Here is a 17,841-nt window from a genome sequence, read left to right as displayed (position 1 = left end):
TATAAATTAAATTAGTTAACCTGTAACAGCTCTTCTTTTTCTAAAATGCCTTTTATATATCCAAGAAGTTCTTTCTTTAACTCTTCATTTTGCAATGCAAATTCTATGGTAGTTTGAATAAATCCTAATTTCTCTCCAACATCATATCTTGTACCTTCGAAATCGTAAGCGAAAACTCTTTGGATTTGGTTTAATTGTTGTATTGCATCGGTTAACTGGATTTCGCCACCAGCTCCAACCTCTTGTTGTTCTAATAACATGAAGATTTCAGGTGTTAATATATATCGTCCCATGATTGCTAAGTTAGATGGTGCTGTACCTGGTGAAGGCTTTTCTACAAAGTTAAGAACTTGGTAACAATTACCTTCTTTCATTAGAGGATCAACAATTCCATAACGATGTGTCTGATTTTCAGGTACTGTTTGTACACCAATTACAGATGAAGAAGTTCTTTCATACTCATTTATGAGTTGTTCCAAACAAGGTGTTTCAGCCTGGACAATGTCATCTCCTAGTAGGACTGCAAATGGTTCATTTCCAATAAATTTACGAGCACACCATACTGCATGACCAAGACCACGTGGTTCTTTTTGTCTTATATAATGAATATTTACCTTGGAAGACTCTTGTACCTTTTCAAGCAAGTCATTTTTCCCTTTTTCTAAAAGAGTCTGTTCCAATTCGACAGCGTAATCAAAATGATCTTCAATAGACCGCTTTCCTTTTCCAGTTACAATAATGATATCTTCAATTCCAGATGCTATTGCCTCTTCCACTACATATTGAATGGTAGGCTTATCTACAATTGGCAACATCTCTTTTGGAATGGCTTTGGTTGCAGGTAAAAATCTTGTTCCGAGACCTGCAGCTGGAATAATAGCTTTTTTAACTCTCATCTTTTGGTTCTCCCTCTCTTGTCTATAAGTAAAATCGTAATGTTTTTTATCTTTTGCTTGGAAAAGACCCATATGTTGTTCAACCGTTATATAAACTCGAATTTGGTATATATAACTTTAGAATCTTGTTTTAGATTTCAAAAATATCCCCGGTATTTTATACAAGAATTTTTTTAAAAAATGGAAAAATATCTCGAATTTGAGATAGGTAACTCAACTTTTCTCACCAAATCAGGCAGGTAATTTCATAGTTAGCTAGGTAAACCTGCAATCATTGTAATCGTTGACTTTTCAGTAGTTTTCAAGGCATCTTAAAGAATCTCGATCAGATGCTACAATGAACAGCAAAATCGAGTTCGTTGACTTTGTCACAAAGGTTACCCAATGTTGGCTTATTTATCTCGGAGTAAACCACAAACAAAGGTGATTATTTGTGATTAAAAATTATAGTCAAGCAACGAAGTTTCTACACCTGAGCGCTTTGGTATACTTCTGTAGAGTTCAAGTGTTTATGGTAAGAAACTTAAGTAGATAATACGGCAAAATTTTTTAGGGATTTCACTATCATGATAATGCGTTTTTTATTACCGTTCCTTATTAAGCATCATCAGCCCCTAGTGCGATGTACTTATCGTTACAACTTTATAAAAAAACAAGTGTCTTTTTAAACATAAAATATATTTTAACACACTTTTTACAAATAGTAACATTGTTTTAATAATTGACATAAATGTTATGTTAATTCCCTTGGAATACCAGTGAAAATATGTATATTATTAAATTGCAAGTGTGCACTTTACATTGGAGCAAGGATTATCCCGGTTTTCTTCCAATGATTTAAGCATTTCTCCTTGATGTTATATAGGGAATATAGACCAAGCGCTTTAGCCTACCACATATCAAATTGGCTCCTTATAAAATTTGTTAGTTTAACAAATGATAAGTCTAAGGAGTGATAAATTTGAAAGTGGAAGGTGTATATACATATTTATGTGAGAATTGTTTTACACTATTTGGCGTAGTTTCTCGTTTTTCAGTTATGGAAGATAAAGTTGATACACTGACGTGTCCCAAGTGTTCTAAGAAAGTAGCAGGTTGCATGGGAGAAGGGCATATAAATTACGCTAATGATGAAAAAAGGGCAGAAATAATAACGAACGAAACGGATGAGATTTCACAACTGCCAGAATTATTAACTGTCGAGCATTTATCAGCTTATTTAAATGTTAGTGAACGAACAGCTGATGAATACATGGGAAATCCCGATTTTCCTTTGATTCGTTTAAAAAGGTCCAAGAGGGTTTTCAGGGATGACTTTTTAGACTGGTTACAATCAAAGAAAGAATAAATAGTTTGGATTTTGTATGGCTACTATAATTTTTAAAGAACTGAGGTGCTACGTAATGGCAGCACCTTATTTGTATTCTTTTTAAATGATGATGGCAATTTAGATGAGATCTGATTTATTGAATTTCTGCAAAGCTGCAGCGGCACCTTCATTACATTCATTTTCCTCGACCGCTTATCTTGTTTTGGCTATTGCTTATTTTTTGTCCAAATACGGTTTCGTTTCCCCCCTACAATTGAAACAAGAACAGCCCCCAATTAGATGATTGGGGGCTGTTCCTGTTTTTCCATCACTTTTTAACTGTTACTTTTCTTGATTCGCTTACGTTTTTCGCTTTGTCTTTGGCATGAATATATAGGTTCTTCCCGGCTTTTTGCTTGGGGATTCTAACCGAGAATGTGCCTTTGGTCGTTGCTGTTGCGGAGCCGATCACTTTTTTTGATGCTCTGATGTACACTGTGGAGTTAGCTTCTGCCTTTCCGGTTACTATTGTCGTTTTTGTCGTGACTGTGTTGACCGTCGGTTTACTTGGTGCCGTTTTGTCTGCGACGGTCACGGTTTTGATCGAGCTTGTATTGCCTGCTTTATCGGTTGCTGTAACGGATAGGACTTTTCCGGCTTTTTGTTTTTTTGACATCGTTACGGTGAAATTCCCTGCGCTGTTGGAATTTGCTTTGCCTAGAACCGTTTTGCCGGTTTTGACAGTGACGGAAGAGCTTGCTTCCGCTTTGCCGGTTACTTTTACGGTATTGTCACCTACCGTATTTACGGACGGTCTTGCAGGAGCCGTTTTATCTGCGACTTTAAATGAAACGGGTATACTTTTATTTCCCGTTTTATCGATGAGCCTAGTAGAGATGGTCGTGCCGGCTGTTTGTTTTGCGATGGTCGCTGTAAACGTTTTTTCGCCGTAGATCTTCACTGTGGCGAGTTGTTTTTTATCGGTATAAATGGAGACGGTCCCCGTTTTGAAATCAGCCGGGATTTTCCCATTGATCTTGGTGTCCTTATCGGATATCGCAGTCACGGACGGTTTGGTCAGCGTCTTCATTTCCAGTGCTTTTTTGGCATTGACCCGCCCGTTTCCATAGTATATGTCTTTCCCTTTTGTACCTAGGTCCACGGCTGAATCATAGAGCCGGTATTCAACCTCCGTTTTGTTGAGCTTAGGCTCATTGGACCAAATCAATGCCGCTACACCCGCCACCATCGGCGTCGCCATCGATGTTCCGCTCATCCAGCCGTATTTACCATTTGGCAAGGTTGAAAGGATATCATCCCCAGGGGCTGCAATATCGACTGTTGAATGGTAGTTGGAATAACTGGGACGCTTGTCACTTGAGTTAGTGGCTGCTACGGAAATGACGTGGCTGAATGCAGCTGGGTACACACGCTGTACATTTTTGCCCATATCCCCTTCATTCCCGGCAGCCGCGACGATCAGTACGCCTTGTTTATAGGCTTCCTGGACGGCCTTGTTCAAGGACTCCGAATAACTTGTGTCGCCTAAACTCATATTGATGATGTTTGCCTTTTGCTGAACGGCATAATGTATCGCGTCAATGATATCGGCCGTATCGGCATACTCTCCATCAAAGACGTTGATCGGCATTAGTTTAACGTTCGGGGCAACACCCGTTCCGCCTATGCCATTGTTCGCAGAACCGGCAATGATGCCAGCGATATGCGTTCCATGCTCCCCTTTTGGGACGATATGCTTCCGATTGCGTATCGTATCATAGGCATTGACGATCCTCCCTTTTAAATCTTCGTGGTTGCGATCGATGCCGTCGTCAATGATGGCCACGATCAATTCCTTCGATCCCATTGATTTTGTCCACGCTGCACCCGTACCAAGCTTTTTATGGTGCCACTGGTCTATGTAGGCTGGATCGTTCGGGCTTTCCATCTTCTTGAAAAGATAGTTTGGTTCTGCATATTCCACATCCTTCTGTTCTTCAAGTTCCTCGATCAGGTTAACGGTTGATTCCCCTTTAGGAACCTCCACCTTTTCTATCAACTCGTTGATCGGCTCATCGCTCGTCTCTTTGTACTTGACGATGACACCATCAGATTGCGGCGGCTCTTCTGCAGACGCAGCATCTGGCTGGTAGATTGCCAGAATCATAAACAGTAATAATACCGGCAATATGGCCTGAATAAGTTTGTGCATACAATCACTCCAAAAAATATGATTAAGAATAGCTATCGATGAGGTTATATCATGAACCAATTCTACTATTATTCCTAACTAGATTGTATACCGTCCGATTTGGTTTTACTAACCTTTTTATCTAGTTAAATTAACTTATTTACACAACAAAAAAAACCGCTATAAAGCAGTTCCAGATTGTCGACACAATGGGGTTCTAACTAATTTTAAAACAAAGGGATTGACTGAGACAAACTTGATAATAATTGATTACTTTAAAATTTGCACTTTGATTTCCACTCCAGGCACTCGCTTTCCGCGGGCGGTCCGTGAGCCTCCTCGACGCTTCGCGCCTGCGGGGTCTCCCCTGGACTCGCATTTTCCGCAGGAGTCTCGTGCCTTCCGTTCCAATCAACTTCGTTTGAAAAATTCAGATAGAAGCACTTTTGTCTAATAAAGAGAGTTCCGATTGGTCTAATCCTAAACTATGATTTTAAAACAAGACTACATTATTCTTCATGTTTTTTTACTGTAATCCTTAATAGATGGAAGAAATTTGCGACACTCCTGCCGAATTACTGGCTAGCCGAGACCCCGGAGGCGCTTGCGCCGAGGAGGCTTGGCAGACAGTCGGCGGAAAGGGAGCGGATTTCTGAAATCAACTGGAACCTTTTTAAAATAAAAAACTGCAGCCAAACTCGCTTTTCCTCGAATATATCTCCAGTCAGTCTGGGGGTTCCGATTGGTCTAATCCTAAACCATGATTTTAAAACAAGACTAAATTTTTTCTTCATGTTTTTTTACTGTAATCCTTAATAGATGGAAGAAATTTGCGACACTCCTGCCGAATTACTGGCTAGCCGAGACCCCGCAGCCGCTAGGCGAGGAGGCTTGGCAGACAGTCGGCGGAAAGGGAGCGGATTTCTGAAATCAACTGGAACCTTTTTTTAAAAAAAACTTGCAAGCAAACTCGTTTTTCCTCGAATATATCTCCAGTCAGTCTGGGAGTTCCGATTGGTCTAATCCTAAACCATGATTTTAAAACAAGACTACATTATTCTTCATGTTTTTTTACTGTAATCCTTAATAGATGGAAGAAATTCGCGACACTCCTGCCGAATTACTGTCTAGCCGAGACCCCGCAGCCGCTAGGCGAGGAGGCTTGGCAGGCAGTCGGCGGAAAGGGAGCGGATTTCTGAAATCAACTGGAACCTTTTTAAAATAAAAAACTGCAGCCAAACTCGCTTTTCCTCGAGTTCGTCTGCAGTCTGTAACAGGTTTAATGTCCTCCTAAATAGGCATTCTTGATTTCTTCGCTTGCGGTCAGTTCCTCTGATTTGCCTGATAGGACGATTCGGCCGGTTTCGACAACATAGGCTCTGTCCGCGATGGATAGTGCTAAGTTGGCATTTTGTTCAACCAGCAGAATCGTTGTACCGGTTTTGTTTATTTCTTCGATGATATGAAAGATTTGCTTCACCAATAATGGCGCGAGTCCCATCGATGGCTCGTCCAATAACAGAAGCCGGGGCTTGGCCATGAGTGCCCTGCCCATAGCGAGCATTTGCTGTTCCCCGCCGGAAAGGGTTCCGGATTGCTGTTTCAGACGCTCCAGCAAACGCGGGAATAATTCATAGACTTTCTCCATGTCCTGCTTGATGCCTGCCTTATCTTTGCGCAGATAAGCACCAAGCTGAAGGTTCTCTTCGACGGTCATGTTAGCAAAGACCCGCCGGCCTTCAGGGACATGGGAAATGCCCATTTTCACGATGGATTGTGCTGCCTTTCCGCCGATGGAATCCCCTTCGTATATGATCTTCCCTTGTTTTGGTTTTAATAGGCCGGAAATGCTTTTCAGCAACGTGCTTTTCCCGGCACCGTTCGCCCCGATCAGGGTGACGATTTCGCCTTCGTTAATAGAAAGCGAGATTCCTTTCAAGGCTTGAATGTTTCCGTAATAGACGTTGATGTCCTCGATTTTTAACATTATGAAACCTCCTCGCCCAGATAGGCCTCGATGACTTTTGGATTGTTACGGATTTCCTCTGGCTTTCCTTGAGCGATCAGTTGTCCGTGATCGAGTACATATATGCGTTCGCAAACACCCATGACGAGCGGCATATCATGTTCTATCAATAATACGGTCAAATCGAATTTCTCACGGATGAGGGCAATCAGGTTCATGAGTTCGTGCGTTTCCTGGGGGTTCATCCCCGCTGCCGGTTCATCGAGCAAAAGCAGTTTCGGGTTGGCGGCAAGTGCACGGGCGATCTCTAAACGTCTTTGTTTACCATATGGCAGGTTCTTTGCCTTTTCATCCTTATATTGATCAAGGTTGAAGATCTTCAGGAACTCAATCGCTTTTTCATCCATTTCCTTTTCGCCTTTAAAATGGATCGGCATGCGGAAGATCGAACTTAAGATGCCATGCTTCGAAAGCGAATGATAGGCCACTTTTACATTGTCGATCACGGATAGTTCACTGAATAAGCGAATGTTCTGGAATGTCCGGCTGATCCCTTTTTGCGTGATTTTATATGGGGGCAGTTTTCTTAAGTTCTCACCTTCCAAAGAAATGGTGCCCTCCGTCGGGACGTAAACTCCTGTCAGCAAGTTAAAGAAAGTGGTTTTTCCAGCGCCGTTCGGCCCGATCAAGCCAATAAGTTCTCCTGGATATAACTCGACGTTAACATCAGAAACGGCTTTAAGCCCTCCGAACTGGATGCCGACCGAATCGACTTTAAGCAGCGGTGTTTTTATTTTTTTCATGGCTGCTTCCTCCTTTACGTTTGAACATGGATGTTATTTCTTTGGTACCCATTAAACCTTGCGGGCGATAGAGCATCATCACGATAAGCACAAGACTGTAGATGATCATTCGTGTTTCCGGATAATCCTGCAGGAAAGTCGTGACTACCGTCAGTAATATCGCGGCCAATACGGCACCGGAAAGACTTCCAAGACCGCCAAGAACGACAAGGATCAAAATATCAAATGATTTCAGGAATCCAAAGTTCGATGGCTGGATGATATAGAAGTTATGAGCGTAAAGCCCCCCAGCGATACCGGCAAAAAAAGCACCGATCGCAAAGGCGACAACTTTGTAATAGGTCGTGTTGATTCCCATCGAATCGGCAGCCGTTTCGTCCTCGCGGATCGATATGCAGGCTCTTCCGTGGGTCGAGCTAGTAAAGTTTCGGATGACGATGATCGTTACGATGACGGAAGCGAATACCCACGGCCAAGTGGTCAAATGGGAAACCTGCATGCCGCTCGCCCCGCCGACATAATCGATATTCAAAAGCATGATCCGGACGATTTCCCCAAAACCGAGGGTCGCAATCGCCAGATAGTCACCTTTTAAGCGTAAGCTTGGAATTCCGATGATCAATCCTGCCAGCGCTGACGCCAAACCGCCGACTATCAATGCCGCATAAAATGGCATTTCCAGCTTCATCGTCATGACGGCTGAAGCATAGGCACCGACTGCCAGGAATCCGGCATGTCCGATGGAGAACTGCCCGGTTATCCCGATGATCAAGTGCAGGCTCGCTGCCAGAATGATATTGATCCCGATGAACATGAGCGTATTTTGATAAAAAGGATTTAGCGATCCGCCGCCGATTAACACTTGAACTACGGCGAAAAAGATCAATGATAGTGAAATCGAGAGCCAAAAACCTTTTGCTCGCTTAATTGTAGTCATTGCTTTGTCTCCCCTATACTTTTTCTTTTTTGTTTTTACCGAATAAGCCTTGTGGCATGAAAATCAAGATAAGAATCAGTACGACGAAGGCTACAGCATCACGCCATAATGAGTAACCGGCGGCACTGACCAAAGCTTCGATGACACCTAGCAATAGGCCACCGACCATCGCGCCCGGTATAATCCCGATCCCTCCAAGTACGGCGGCAACGAATGCCTTCAATCCCGGAAGCACACCCATGAGCGGCTCGATCTTAATATAGTAAATACCGAAAATGACGCCCGCTGCCCCAGCCAATGCGGAACCGATTGCAAAGGTGGCAGAAATCGTGTTATCGACATTTATACCCATCAGCTTAGCTGCATCCGCATCGTAGGAAACGGCACGCATCGCTTTTCCAATTTTTGATTTATGAACGATGATTTGAAGGATGATCATCAAGACTACAGCCACTCCAAAAATCAAAACCGATTGACTATTGATGGAAACTCCAAAAATATTGAACTTGTCTGTCGGCAATACATCATTCGGATAAGCTTCCGGCTGTGCACCGCGGACGTAGATGAATCCGTATTCGATCAAAAGGGAAACACCGATGGCAGTGATAAGTGCCGCGATACGTGTTGCGTTACGCAATGGCTTGTACGCGATACGCTCGATCAATACTCCAAACAGCGCACAGACCGTCATCGAGATTAATAGGGCGGGCACGAATGACAGATCCAGGACCGTTATTGAGTAAAACCCAACGAATGAGCCGACCATGAATACATCGCCATGTGCGAAGTTTATCAATTTAACAATCCCGTAAACCATCGTATATCCGAGAGCGATAAGGGCATAAATACTTCCTAATGAAACCCCGTTTATTAACTGTTGTATCAATTCCATGTTCGACTCTCCTTGAAAATCTAATTTTATGAGTGATTAGTCCAGACTCTTTTCATTCCGCTAAGGGGATGTTCAGCACCCGGTATGCTTGAAAAATGAGAATTCGCCAGCACCTTCTTATTAATGAAGGGCCGGCGAAAGGGTTGGAGTTGTTCTCCGAAATTAAGGATTGATTTTTGTGTTGAATACTTGTTTTCCCTCTTTAAATTCAAGGATGGTGGCAGATTTGATTGGATTATGTTTTTCATCCAATGTGAATGTACCCGTAACAAGCTCAAGGTCAGCCGTTTTTTCCAGCGCTTCTTTGATTTTTTCCGAATCCGCTGAACCAGCACGTTTAATCGCGTCTGCAAGGAAGTATCCTGTGTCATATCCTAGGGCATTGAATGCATCCGGTGACTTATCTTTGTACTTCGCTTTAAATGCTGACACAAAATTCTGAATTTTCTCATCAGGATCACCTGAAGAATAGTGGTTCGTGATGAACGTATTATTTAGAGCTTTTGCACCGGCAATTTCAACTAGCTTAGGAGAATCCCAGCCATCGCCGCCCATGAATGGAACGTCAAGTCCTGTTTCCCGTGCCTGCTTCACGATCAGACCAGCTTCCTCATAGTAACCAGGAAGGAAAATGAAATCAGGTTTTGCCGATTTCAAACGAGTCAATGTGGAACGGAAATCAGTATCCTTCGCAATGTAAGCTTCCTCAGCAACAACTTTTCCGCCATTCTTTTCGAATTGTTCTTTAAAGGCAGCTGCTAACCCTTTTGAATAATCACTTGAGCTGTCAATATAGATGGCTGCACTTTTCGCTTTGATTTCTTTAGCGGCAAAGTTTGCAGCTACCGTCCCTTGGAACGGATCGATGAAGCTTGTCCTGAAAACGTAATCGTTCAATTTATCCTTGCTAAAAGTGATTTCAGGGCTTGTACCTGAAGGTGAGATGACCGGCACTTTATTATCTTGGGCAATCTGTACTTGTGCAATCGAGTTCGTGCTTGTTGCTGCGCCTACGATCGCTGCAACCTGATCTTGTGATGTCAGCTTGATCGCTCCGCTTGTCGCTTCGGACGCTTCAGATTTATTATCAACTTTAATTAGTTTGATTTTTTTACCGTCAATGCCTTCTTTATTGATTTCTGCAGTTGCAAGCTCCAGACCTTCTGCAATCGATTGTCCATATGAAGCGACACCGCCTGATAATTCAAGGTTGACACCGATTTTGATCGTATCTCCATCCCCGCTTGATTTTTCAGATGAACCAGAGCCGGAACAACCCGCTAGCACTCCTGCAGCAAGTGATAGAGAAAGGAATGCACTTGCTAATTTTTTCTTTTTCATAAATAATCCCCCCATTTTGTAATCAAGCTCTGATGCATGAATATTTATTCATGATCCTTCAGAAAAAAATTGATTAGATGAAATGTTTCAAATTAAATTAATATTTCGAAAAATAGTTTACCGCATAATTTTCATTCCGTCTATACAATAATTTCGAGAAGATTTCGTTAAATAGGATATTTTTCACAGGTAGTGCTATATCATTTTTATCTTTATATATTTTAAATATTGCGAAAACAAGCGATATAATCAGAAAAAACTGATAATTAAATTATATTGATATTACAAAATCCTTATTTACAGATCAAAAAATTTTATTCATCCTCTTATTTTCATCATCCTATTAATTACATTTTTACCAAAATACAAGTATATTGATAGGGAATTAAACCCAGTTTTTTCGTGTTTTTTTAGTCTTAATTCCTATATCAAAATTGAATAATACTATATTGGATGTATAAAATCATGCATGAAACCCTGTGCTTTTTTATCTTCCTGCATATTTTGCATAACCCGATCAACAAACAAAAAAACCGCCAAACGGCGGTTCAGTGGCCTCCTAAATAGGCCATTTTTATTTCTTCACTTGATGTTAGTTCCTCGGCATTGCCCGACAGGACGATTCGGCCCGTTTCAACGACATACGCCCGATCCGCAATGGATAAGGCGAGGTTGGCGTTTTGCTCGACCAAAAGGATCGTTGTGCCGGACTCACTGATTTCCTGGATGATGTTGAATATTTGCTTCACCAGAAGCGGTGCAAGGCCCATCGAAGGTTCATCGAGCAGTAATAATCGCGGTTTCGCCATTAAAGCCCGACCCATTGCAAGCATCTGCTGTTCGCCGCCTGAAAGCGTGCCAGCCTGCTGTTTGATTCTCTCAAGCAGCCTCGGAAATAGCTCGTATACCTTTTCCATATCCTTATTGATGCCATCTTTGTCTTTCCGCAAATAAGCTCCAAGCTCCAGATTTTCGGCCACCGTCATGTTGGCGAAGACACGTCGTCCTTCAGGAACATGGGATATGCCCATTTTCACGATGGCCTGTGCCGCTTTTCCCCCAATCGAATCGCCTTCGAACAGAACTTTTCCTTGCTTTGGTTTTAACAGACCGGAAATCGTTTTGAGCAGCGTGCTTTTTCCCGCTCCGTTCGCCCCGATCAAAGTCACGATTTCCCCCTCATTTATCTCCATGGAAACCCCTTTTAGCGCTTGGATATTGCCGTAATAAACATTGATGTCCTCTATTTTCAGCATCAGGAAACCTCCTCCCCTAGATATGCCTCGATAACCTTTGGATCGTTGCGGATTTCTTCCGGCTTTCCGTGAGCGATGAGCTGTCCATGATCAAGGACATAAATCCGTTCGCATACACCCATGACCAGTGACATATCATGTTCGATGAGCAAAACGGTAAGGTTGAATTCCCTCCGGATAAAAGCAATGAGGTTCATTAATTCTTTCGTTTCATGGGGGTTCATCCCGGCTGCCGGTTCGTCCAGTAAAAGAAGTTTCGGATTGGCGGCAAGGGCACGGGCAATTTCCAGCCGCCTTTGCTGTCCGTATGGAAGGTTCTTCGCTTTTTCATCCTTAAAATGGTCTAGATTGAAAATCCGCAAAAATTCGAGCGCCTTTTCATCCATTTCCTTTTCCCCTGAAAAATGTCCGGGCAACCGGAATATGGAGCTTGGAATTCCATGCTTGGCAAGCGAGTGGTAAGCAACCTTCACATTATCGATCACGGATAGCTCACTGAAGAGGCGAATGTTTTGAAAGGTCCTCGAGATCCCTTTTCGGGTAATTTTATAAGGCGGCTGCTTATTTAGATTTTCCCCGTTCAAGGCGATCGTTCCTTCTGTAGGGACATACACACCCGTCAATAAATTGAAGAATGTCGTTTTCCCAGCTCCATTCGGCCCGATCAGGCCTACAAGTTCCCCTGGAAATAATTCCACGTTCACATCGGACACCGCTTTCAATCCGCCAAAGCGGATACCCACCGAATCTACCTTAAGCAACGGTATTGTGGCTTCCATCCTTTGGGCCCCCTTTCGTTTTTTTTTGTGTGAACAATGATGTGATTTCTTTTGTTCCCATTAACCCCTGCGGGCGGAAAATCATCATCAGGATCAGGACAAGACTGTAGATGATCATCCTCGTTTCCGGATAATCCTGAAGGAAGGTCGTCACGATCGTCAGTAAAATGGCGGCCAAAACCGAACCTGAAAGACTTCCAAGACCGCCAAGTACGACGAAAATCAGTATATCGAAGGATTTCAGGAAACCGAAATTCGATGGCTGGATAATATAAAAATTATGGGCATAGAGCGATCCGGCAATTCCGGCAAAGAAAGCTCCGATGACGAAGGCCGCCACTTTATAATAGGTCGTATTGATTCCCATCGCATCAGCCGCCGTTTCATCTTCCCTTACGGATATGCATGCACGCCCGTGAGTCGAATTGGTGAAATTCCTGATCACTAAGACGGTGATCATCACACAGGCAAAAACCCATGGCCAAGAAGTCAGGTGGGATACCTGCATCCCGCTTGCACCGCCTACATATTCAATATTCAAAAGGACGATCCGGACAATTTCCCCAAAACCAAGGGTGGCTATCGCCAGGTAATCCCCCTTCAGGCGCAAGCTGGGTATTCCGATCACCATACCCGCAACAGCAGCGATAACGCCCCCAGTCAATACAGCTATGATGAAAGGAAGTTCCAGCTTCATTGTCATGACTGCCGAAGCATAGGCCCCAACCGCTAAAAAACCGGCATGCCCGATCGAGAATTGCCCGGTTATTCCAATGATTAAATGAAGACTCGTCGCCAGCATGATATTGATGCCGATGAACATGAGCGTGTTGATATAAAATGGATTGAGGATACCGTTTGAAATGGTGTACTGCATGATTCCGAAAAAAATAAGTGCGAGCACGATCGAGAGCCAAAAACCCTTTGAATTCTTTAAAGTAGTCATCGCCATGTCTCCCCTATACTTTTTCTCTTTTATTTTTACCGAACAGTCCCTGCGGCAAGAAAATCAAAATCAAGATAAGTACGACGAAAGCCACACCATCGCGCCATAATGAGTAACCGGCGGCACTGACCAAAGCCTCGATCACTCCAAGCAGCAGACCGCCGACCATCGCTCCCGGAATGATGCCGATGCCACCCAAGACGGCTGCAACAAATGCTTTAAGGCCAGGAAGGACACCCATCAACGGTTCGATTTTAATATAGTAGATGCCAAAAATGACACCAGCCGCCCCTGCCAGGGCCGAACCTATGGCGAACGTAGCGGAAATCGTATTGTTCACATTGATTCCCATCAGCTTAGCCGCCTCGGAATCGAAAGAAACGGCACGCATCGCTTTGCCGATTTTGGTTTTATGGACAACGAATTGTAGGATGATCATTAATATGATGGATACGGATAAGATCAATATCGATTGACTGCTGATGGAAACTCCGAATATATCGAGTTTATCCATCGGAAGGACATTATTTGGATAGGCTTCCGGCTGGGCGCCCCGGATGTAAATCAGCCCATTTTCTATCAGAAGGGAAACACCGATGGCCGTTATCAAGGCCGCAATCCGTGTTGCATTACGAAGGGGTTTATAAGCAATACGTTCAATTAAAACGCCAAAGATGGCACATGTGGTCATTGAAATCAATAAAGCCGGTATGAAGGATAAGTCCATTACGGTAATGGCGTAAAAGCCCACAAATGAACCAACCATGAATACGTCGCCATGGGCGAAGTTAATGAGCTTGACGATTCCGTATACCATCGTATAGCCAAGCGCGATCAAAGCATAAATGCTTCCGAGTGAAATGCCATTTACCAATTGCTGAATCAGTTCCATATTGCACTCTCCCCGTTAAGGTGTTTTTTAAGTGAATATAGAATAGGGGGGACTTGCCCCCTATCCACGTAAGGTATTATGGATTGATTTTTGTCTTGAATGTTTGTTTGCCATCCACATATTCCAAGATGGTCGCCGATTTGATCGGATCATGATTTTCATCAAGGTTCAGCGTTCCGGAAACTAATTGAAGATCTTTGACATCTTCCAACGCTTGTCTGATTTTTTCAGGTGAAGCATCTCCAGATCTCTTGATGGCGTCTGCCAGGTAGTACCCAGTGTCATAGCCAAGTGCGGCAAAGGCATCCGGTGTTTTATCGTATTCCTTTTTGAAGGCTGCAACGAAATCCTGGATTTTTGCATCTTCATCTTCCGGGGAATAGTGATTCGTGATATACGTATTTTTTAAAGCATCCGCTCCGGCAATTTCAACGACCTTCGGGGAATCCCAGCCGTCCCCACCCATGAATGGAAGGTCTATGCCGTCTTCACGTGCCTGTTTTAGGATCAATCCGACTTCCTCATAATAACCAGGAAGGAAAACGAACTCAGGTTTTGCCGATTTGATACGTGTCAATGTAGAACGGAAATCAGTATCTTTCGTTACATAAGCTTCTTCCGCCACGATTTTACCACCCTTGGCAGTGAATGCTTCTTTAAAAGCTGCGGCCAATCCTTTAGAATAATCACTTGCGCTATCCACATAGATCGCAGCCGTCTTTGCTCCAATTTCGTCAGATGCGAAATTGGCAGCCACCGTACCTTGGAATGGATCGATAAAGCAAGTTCTGAACACATAATCATTTAATTTTCCAGCTTTGTTGGTAATGTCGGGATTTGTAGCAGTTGGTGTAAGGAGAGGAACTTTATTATCTTGTGCGACTTGAACCTGTGCCAATGTATTCGTGCTCGTTGCAGATCCGACTACAGCCACAACCTTGTCCTGGCTGACTAACTTGATCGAACCGCTTGTAGCTTCTGCTGCATCAGATTTATTATCAACCTTAACGATCTCCAGTTTTTTACCGTCGATGCCCTCTTTATTAATCTCATCGATGGCCAGTTTCAAACCATCGGCAGCCGATTGGCCGAATGATGCCGTACCTCCGGATAATTCAAGGTTGGCCCCAATTTTAATGGTGTCACCCGATTTTGATGAACCCCCGCCTGAACTGCTAGTTTTCGAGTCGCCGCTGCAACCTGCCAGCGCCCCTGCAACCAATGAAAGTGATAGAAACACTCCTGCTAGCTTTTTCTTCTTCATTTGAAACCCCCTTGTTTTGTATGTTCTTTTAAACAAATAGAATATCTGAATAAAAATAATATTCTGAAAATAGTTTATCTCATTCTTTCGACCCCGTCTATATGATATGGATAAAAAAGTTATTAAAAGGGAATATCTACTATTCGACACAAAAAAACTGACCCATTGTAGAGTCAGTTGATTTTATCAATCGTTTACACGGCGAACTTCAATGTCTTTTAATAGATCATTGATCACCCAGCTTGCTGCAATTAAACCCGCAACGGATGGTACGAATGCATTCGAAGACGGAGGCATTTGGGCTTTACGGATTTTTGCCTCATCATTGCCGACTTCTTTCCGCACATCCTCACGAATGACAATAGGGCTCTCGTCGGAAAAGACAACGGGAATTCCCTTTGTTATGCCCTCTTTACGCAATCTAGTACGAATGACCTTGGCTAGCGGATCGGTATGCGTTTTGGAGATATCGGCAATTTGAAAACGCGTCGGGTCCATCTTATTAGCGGCCCCCATGCTTGAAATCACCTTGATATTCCGTTTCAGGCATTCCTTCATCACATGCATTTTATAAATGACCGTATCCGATGCATCAATGACATAGTCCAGACCATAGCTGAAGAATTCCTCAAACGTCTCTTCTGTATAGAACATTTTAAGAGCAATCACTTCGCAGTCAGGATTGATGTCTTGAATTCGATTTTTCATCAATTCCGCTTTCGGTTGACCGACTGTTGATAATAGAGCATGGATCTGCCTGTTTACATTTGTGATGTCGACATCATCTTTATCAACAAGAATAATACGGCCTACACCGGTGCGTGCCAATGCTTCGGCTGAAAATGAACCAACGCCTCCAACACCCAGGACAGCAACGGTCGTGTTTTTCAGAATATCGATTCCTTCCTTGCCAATTGCCAATTCATTACGTGAAAATTGATGCAGCATATATATTCAACTCCAATAAATTCTGTTCTTATTTAGCTTCCCAATTAACAATATATCATAAACATCATTTATGACAAGCGAAATATGAGCAGTCTAATCGGAATTAGTGTGCTAGGTCATTTTTGATAATTTTTGAATGACGGTTGCCAATAGGAGTGTCCTTTCCGTAAGGCTGGGAATTTCCAAATACTCCTCTTCACTATGTGCATTCCCTCCAATGGGCCCGAGTCCATCCACTGTCGCGATGCCCAAATCAGAAGTGATGGAAGCATCCGAACCTCCACCCGTGGCCGTATCCGTGATTTCGATGCCGACTTCCTTCCCAGCCTGACGGATCGTCTCTAAAAGCAAGTTCGTTTTCTCATTCTTTTCCATGGGAGAGCGGTCCATTTTCCCGCTTAATGTCGTTTTCGTTCCTGGAATATAGGTTTCGGCACAGATTTTTTTCAGTTGCTTGAGGATGATGGCTTCCTGCCTTTTTTCCGAAATCCGCACATCCACAAAAGCGGCAGCATGGGAAGCGATCGTATTGACAGCGGAACCTCCATCAATCATGCCGACATTGACGCTGATTCCTTTCTGCAGATCATTCAATCGATGTAAGGCGATGATCTTATGGGCCAATTCTTCAATTGCACTTCGTCCCTTTTCCGGCTCGATCCCTGAATGGGCGGCCACCCCCGCAATATCCACTTTAAACTGACCGCATCCCCTTCTTGCCGTGACAAGCGAACCGTCCGTCCTTGCCGGTTCAAGAATAAGCGCAAACTTCTTATTGGCTGCCTTTTCCGATATGAGTGAAGCAGATGACGGAGACCCGATTTCCTCATCACTATTAAGAATGATCTGGATATGCTTATAGCCTGTCTGCCCCGTCTGTTTCAGGCAAAGGATCGCATAAAAAAGCTCAACCAAACTAGACTTCATATCCGCCACGCCAGGACCGTATGCCCGATTTCCCTTCACTTTAAAAGGACGTTTTTGCGCTGTGCCCTCCTGAAAAACCGTATCCATATGGGCAACGACCAGAATATGCGGTTGATGCGCATCACGATGCTGGATGACCAGCTGATTGCCATAATTCTGTTGCTCAACGGTATCCACAATAAAATCCAGGCTTTCAAATTTCGTTTTCAAAATCGAACCAATTTCATCAATACCCTTTTTCGTATGAGAACCACTATCTATATTCACTAGCCGCTCCACTAATTGAAGCATTTCCATCCTCTTTGCATACAATAAATCTTTCAAAGCCCTCACTACTTTCTATCCTTGGCTGACTATTGCTCAACCTTACTATAATTTACGAATCTATATTGCGGAATGTTACTTAAAAGGGAATTTTTGAAGTATATTCGATGTTTTTTTGGTTGTTTTCTTTGAGTTTGGGGTCTTTACTCGTGAGTCTGGATCGTTTACTC

Annotated in this window: 15 protein-coding genes; 1 reads left to right on the top strand and 14 read right to left on the bottom strand. The window is 43.2% G+C overall.

Features of this window, described 5'->3' with window-relative positions:
- Window positions 1–11: 11 nt before the first annotated feature.
- The gene (galU, locus tag ACZ9AO_RS04405) at window positions 12–896 is read right to left on the bottom strand and encodes a UTP--glucose-1-phosphate uridylyltransferase GalU (RefSeq protein ID WP_258249706.1); all 885 of its coding nucleotides are present in this window, start codon (window positions 894–896) and stop codon (window positions 12–14) included.
- A gap of 961 nt (window positions 897–1,857) precedes the next feature.
- Here galU and ACZ9AO_RS04400 point away from each other — a divergent pair.
- Window positions 1,858–2,244: a helix-turn-helix domain-containing protein gene (locus ACZ9AO_RS04400; protein WP_476108547.1), complete on the top strand. Its 387-nt coding sequence runs from the start codon at window positions 1,858–1,860 to the stop codon at window positions 2,242–2,244.
- 289 nt (window positions 2,245–2,533) lie between these two features.
- Here the strand turns inward: ACZ9AO_RS04400 and ACZ9AO_RS04395 are convergent, their stop codons facing one another.
- The 13 genes from ACZ9AO_RS04395 to ACZ9AO_RS04335 all read right to left on the bottom strand — a co-directional run bounded on the left by ACZ9AO_RS04395 (window position 2,534) and on the right by ACZ9AO_RS04335 (window position 17,680).
- Window positions 2,534–4,417 carry a S8 family peptidase gene (locus tag ACZ9AO_RS04395; protein WP_476108546.1) on the bottom strand — a complete coding sequence of 628 codons (1,884 nt, stop codon included), beginning with the start codon at window positions 4,415–4,417 and terminating at the stop codon, window positions 2,534–2,536.
- Window positions 4,418–5,675: 1,258 nt separating this feature from the next.
- Window positions 5,676–6,383, bottom strand: a complete 708-nt coding sequence (locus tag ACZ9AO_RS04390; RefSeq protein ID WP_034308744.1) for an ABC transporter ATP-binding protein — start codon at window positions 6,381–6,383, stop codon at window positions 5,676–5,678.
- Window positions 6,383–7,165 (bottom strand): ABC transporter ATP-binding protein, encoded by a 783-nt coding sequence (locus tag ACZ9AO_RS04385; protein WP_034308746.1) that lies wholly within the window; start codon window positions 7,163–7,165, stop codon window positions 6,383–6,385. Before ACZ9AO_RS04385 ends, ACZ9AO_RS04390 begins: the two co-directional genes overlap by 1 nt.
- Complete coding sequence (locus ACZ9AO_RS04380; protein WP_034308749.1) at window positions 7,137–8,102, bottom strand: branched-chain amino acid ABC transporter permease; 966 nt, start codon at window positions 8,100–8,102, stop codon at window positions 7,137–7,139. The genes ACZ9AO_RS04385 and ACZ9AO_RS04380 overlap by 29 nt, the downstream gene beginning before the upstream one ends.
- 13 nt (window positions 8,103–8,115) lie before the next feature.
- Window positions 8,116–8,994 (bottom strand): branched-chain amino acid ABC transporter permease, encoded by an 879-nt coding sequence (locus tag ACZ9AO_RS04375; RefSeq protein ID WP_095390668.1) that lies wholly within the window; start codon window positions 8,992–8,994, stop codon window positions 8,116–8,118.
- Window positions 8,995–9,156: 162 nt separating this feature from the next.
- Complete coding sequence (locus tag ACZ9AO_RS04370; RefSeq protein WP_048684380.1) at window positions 9,157–10,335, bottom strand: ABC transporter substrate-binding protein; 1,179 nt, start codon at window positions 10,333–10,335, stop codon at window positions 9,157–9,159.
- 548 nt (window positions 10,336–10,883) lie between these two features.
- A complete protein-coding gene (locus tag ACZ9AO_RS04365) occupies window positions 10,884–11,591 on the bottom strand; it encodes an ABC transporter ATP-binding protein (RefSeq protein ID WP_063594257.1) in 708 nt (235 codons plus the stop codon).
- Window positions 11,591–12,370: an ABC transporter ATP-binding protein gene (locus tag ACZ9AO_RS04360; RefSeq protein WP_133349410.1), complete on the bottom strand. Its 780-nt coding sequence runs from the start codon at window positions 12,368–12,370 to the stop codon at window positions 11,591–11,593. Before ACZ9AO_RS04360 ends, ACZ9AO_RS04365 begins: the two co-directional genes overlap by 1 nt.
- Window positions 12,345–13,316 (bottom strand): branched-chain amino acid ABC transporter permease, encoded by a 972-nt coding sequence (locus ACZ9AO_RS04355; RefSeq protein WP_476108545.1) that lies wholly within the window; start codon window positions 13,314–13,316, stop codon window positions 12,345–12,347. Before ACZ9AO_RS04355 ends, ACZ9AO_RS04360 begins: the two co-directional genes overlap by 26 nt.
- A 13-nt stretch (window positions 13,317–13,329) precedes the next feature.
- The gene (locus ACZ9AO_RS04350; RefSeq protein WP_063594259.1) at window positions 13,330–14,208 is read right to left on the bottom strand and encodes a branched-chain amino acid ABC transporter permease; all 879 of its coding nucleotides are present in this window, start codon (window positions 14,206–14,208) and stop codon (window positions 13,330–13,332) included.
- A gap of 76 nt (window positions 14,209–14,284) precedes the next feature.
- Window positions 14,285–15,472, bottom strand: a complete 1,188-nt coding sequence (locus ACZ9AO_RS04345; protein WP_251539714.1) for an ABC transporter substrate-binding protein — start codon at window positions 15,470–15,472, stop codon at window positions 14,285–14,287.
- Window positions 15,473–15,658: 186 nt separating this feature from the next.
- The gene (locus ACZ9AO_RS04340) at window positions 15,659–16,420 is read right to left on the bottom strand and encodes a tRNA threonylcarbamoyladenosine dehydratase (RefSeq protein WP_054400119.1); all 762 of its coding nucleotides are present in this window, start codon (window positions 16,418–16,420) and stop codon (window positions 15,659–15,661) included.
- 111 nt (window positions 16,421–16,531) lie between these two features.
- On the bottom strand, window positions 16,532–17,680 hold the full coding sequence (locus tag ACZ9AO_RS04335) for a M20 family metallopeptidase (RefSeq protein WP_476108544.1): 1,149 nt from the start codon (window positions 17,678–17,680) through the stop codon (window positions 16,532–16,534).
- Window positions 17,681–17,841 lie beyond the last annotated feature (161 nt).

The organism is Peribacillus sp. TE19612, from assembly GCF_056279465.1.
Note: the sequence above shows the minus strand (reverse complement) of the source record. Positions and strands in the feature narration are given on the sequence as shown.

Bases quoted from the DNA above. Each gene is read 5' to 3' on its own strand.
- ACZ9AO_RS04345 (WP_251539714.1), bottom strand. From the start codon at position 15,472: ATGAAGAAGAAAAAGCTAGCAGGAGTGTTTCTATCACTTTCATTGGTT.
- ACZ9AO_RS04360 (WP_133349410.1), bottom strand. From the start codon at position 12,370: ATGGAAGCCACAATACCGTTGCTTAAGGTAGATTCGGTGGGTATCCGC.
- ACZ9AO_RS04355 (WP_476108545.1), bottom strand. From the start codon at position 13,316: ATGACTACTTTAAAGAATTCAAAGGGTTTTTGGCTCTCGATCGTGCTC.
- galU (WP_258249706.1), bottom strand. From the start codon at position 896: ATGAGAGTTAAAAAAGCTATTATTCCAGCTGCAGGTCTCGGAACAAGA.
- ACZ9AO_RS04350 (WP_063594259.1), bottom strand. From the start codon at position 14,208: ATGGAACTGATTCAGCAATTGGTAAATGGCATTTCACTCGGAAGCATT.
- ACZ9AO_RS04385 (WP_034308746.1), bottom strand. From the start codon at position 7,165: ATGAAAAAAATAAAAACACCGCTGCTTAAAGTCGATTCGGTCGGCATC.
- ACZ9AO_RS04395 (WP_476108546.1), bottom strand. From the start codon at position 4,417: ATGCACAAACTTATTCAGGCCATATTGCCGGTATTATTACTGTTTATG.
- ACZ9AO_RS04380 (WP_034308749.1), bottom strand. From the start codon at position 8,102: ATGACTACAATTAAGCGAGCAAAAGGTTTTTGGCTCTCGATTTCACTA.
- ACZ9AO_RS04340 (WP_054400119.1), bottom strand. From the start codon at position 16,420: ATGCTGCATCAATTTTCACGTAATGAATTGGCAATTGGCAAGGAAGGA.
- ACZ9AO_RS04375 (WP_095390668.1), bottom strand. From the start codon at position 8,994: ATGGAATTGATACAACAGTTAATAAACGGGGTTTCATTAGGAAGTATT.
- ACZ9AO_RS04365 (WP_063594257.1), bottom strand. From the start codon at position 11,591: ATGCTGAAAATAGAGGACATCAATGTTTATTACGGCAATATCCAAGCG.
- ACZ9AO_RS04390 (WP_034308744.1), bottom strand. From the start codon at position 6,383: ATGTTAAAAATCGAGGACATCAACGTCTATTACGGAAACATTCAAGCC.
- ACZ9AO_RS04370 (WP_048684380.1), bottom strand. From the start codon at position 10,335: ATGAAAAAGAAAAAATTAGCAAGTGCATTCCTTTCTCTATCACTTGCT.